The sequence below is a fragment of the Kitasatospora sp. NPDC048545 genome, assembly GCF_040651155.1.
Taxonomy (GTDB): domain Bacteria; phylum Actinomycetota; class Actinomycetes; order Streptomycetales; family Streptomycetaceae; genus Kitasatospora.
Genome location: NZ_JBEZIQ010000174.1, coordinates 1 through 1,414, shown reverse-complemented (window position 1 = coordinate 1,414; position 1,414 = coordinate 1). Strand labels below are relative to the sequence as shown.

General features: G+C 72.9%; 1 protein-coding gene and 1 pseudogene. Both read left to right on the top strand.

Annotation, left to right across the window (positions count from 1 at the left end):
* Positions 1–183 precede the first annotated feature (183 nt).
* Positions 184–831 carry a hemerythrin domain-containing protein gene (locus AB0D10_RS46315; RefSeq protein WP_360269152.1) on the top strand — a complete coding sequence of 216 codons (648 nt, stop codon included), beginning with the start codon at positions 184–186 and terminating at the stop codon, positions 829–831.
* Positions 832–1,188: 357 nt separating this feature from the next.
* Positions 1,189–1,414 (top strand): annotated as a pseudogene (locus AB0D10_RS46310) (hypothetical protein); the annotation flags it as partial.

The following is a 1,414-nucleotide window of genomic DNA, read 5'->3' as shown; positions in this document are numbered from 1 at the left end:
GTCGTTGGGTGACGGGGTGCGGCGGGCGCTGGGGCGTGAGCCGCGGGACTTCGGGGACTACGCCCGTGAGGCCGCCGCCTCGGGCGTGTGGAACGTGTGAACCGGCTCGTCCCGGGTGGCCCCTACCGGCCGCCGCCGGGCGGGCGTCGGAAGGGAACCTGAACGGACTCTGGAGGTCTGGTCATGTCGGACGGCACAACGGTCTGGTCGAGCGAGCAGGGCATCAGGACACTGCCCGGCCACATCAAGGGCTTCGGCCTGATGCACGTGGCGATGCGCCGCGACGCGGCGCGGCTGAGCGCCGCCGCCGCGCGCGGCTCGTCGGGATCCACGGCGGCCCTGGCGGAGTGGTTCGGGCGGCTGCGCGCGGTGATCGACTGGCACCACCACAGCGAGGACGAGATCCTCTGGCCGTACCTGCGCGGCCGGGTGGCCGGCTTCGACGGCGGCGGGGTCCTGGAGGAGGACCACGAGGCGCTGGACCGGTCGATGCGGCGGGTGGCGGGGGTGCTCGGCTCCGGCCTGCGCGCCGAACTTCCGGAGGCCGCGAAGGCGTTCGAGACCCTGGTGCGCGATCACCTGGGACACGAGGAGCCGGTGGTGTTCCCCGCGCTGGCCGGCCTGCCGGTGGACGAGTACCTGCGGGTGGAGCGCCGGATCATCCAGAGCGCGCCGACCCAGGTCATGACCTACCTGCAGCCCTGGATGTTCGACGGAGCGGACGCGGCCTCCGTCCGGGCGGTCTCGGCGACCATCCCGGCCCCGGTGCGGCTGATCGGGCGGACGGTGCTGGAACGGCGGTACCGGCGCAGCCTGGCGCCGGTGCTCTGAGCCGGGCACACGACCGGTCCGCGCCGCCGGCGGCGCCACCGGGTGTGGCCGGTGCGGCTGGTGCGTCTGGTGTGGCTCCTGGCACGGCGTGCGGGTCCGGGTGCGGACGGGCTGTGCCGGGTGTGGCCGCTGGCCCCGGGGCACCGCAAGACGAGGCAAGTGCTGTCCTGCGGGGCGGGGTTCCGGTTGTCGCGCTTCCGTTGCGCGGCGCACCGCACGGTGGGCGGTGTCGTGTGCAGCACGTTCGTCGGCGCCGCAGCCCGCGGGCCGGGAGAGTGAAGGGGTCCTGAGATGCGTTCGGATCAGACCGCGGTTTCGCCGTCGTACTCCGTGCCGTCGGCCATCGGAGGTATGGGGATGGGGAGTTCGGTGCAGACTGTCGGACAGAGCAGGGCGGCCGGTCCGGTGCTGGCCGGTGCCACCGTCGCGATGGGGTTGATGGCGGGGTTGTTCTTCGCCTTCGACGTGTCGGTGATGCCGGGTCTGGCGGCCGGTGACGACCGGACGTACGTGACGGCGATGCAGCACATCAACAAGTCGATCGAGAACGGGATGTTCGGCCTGGTGTTCGTCGGCGCCTTCG

What these genes read in the sequence shown, in the direction of transcription:
- AB0D10_RS46315 (WP_360269152.1), top strand. Translation starts at nt 184, where the DNA reads ATGTCGGACGGCACAACGGTCTGGTCGAGCGAGCAGGGCATCAGGACA.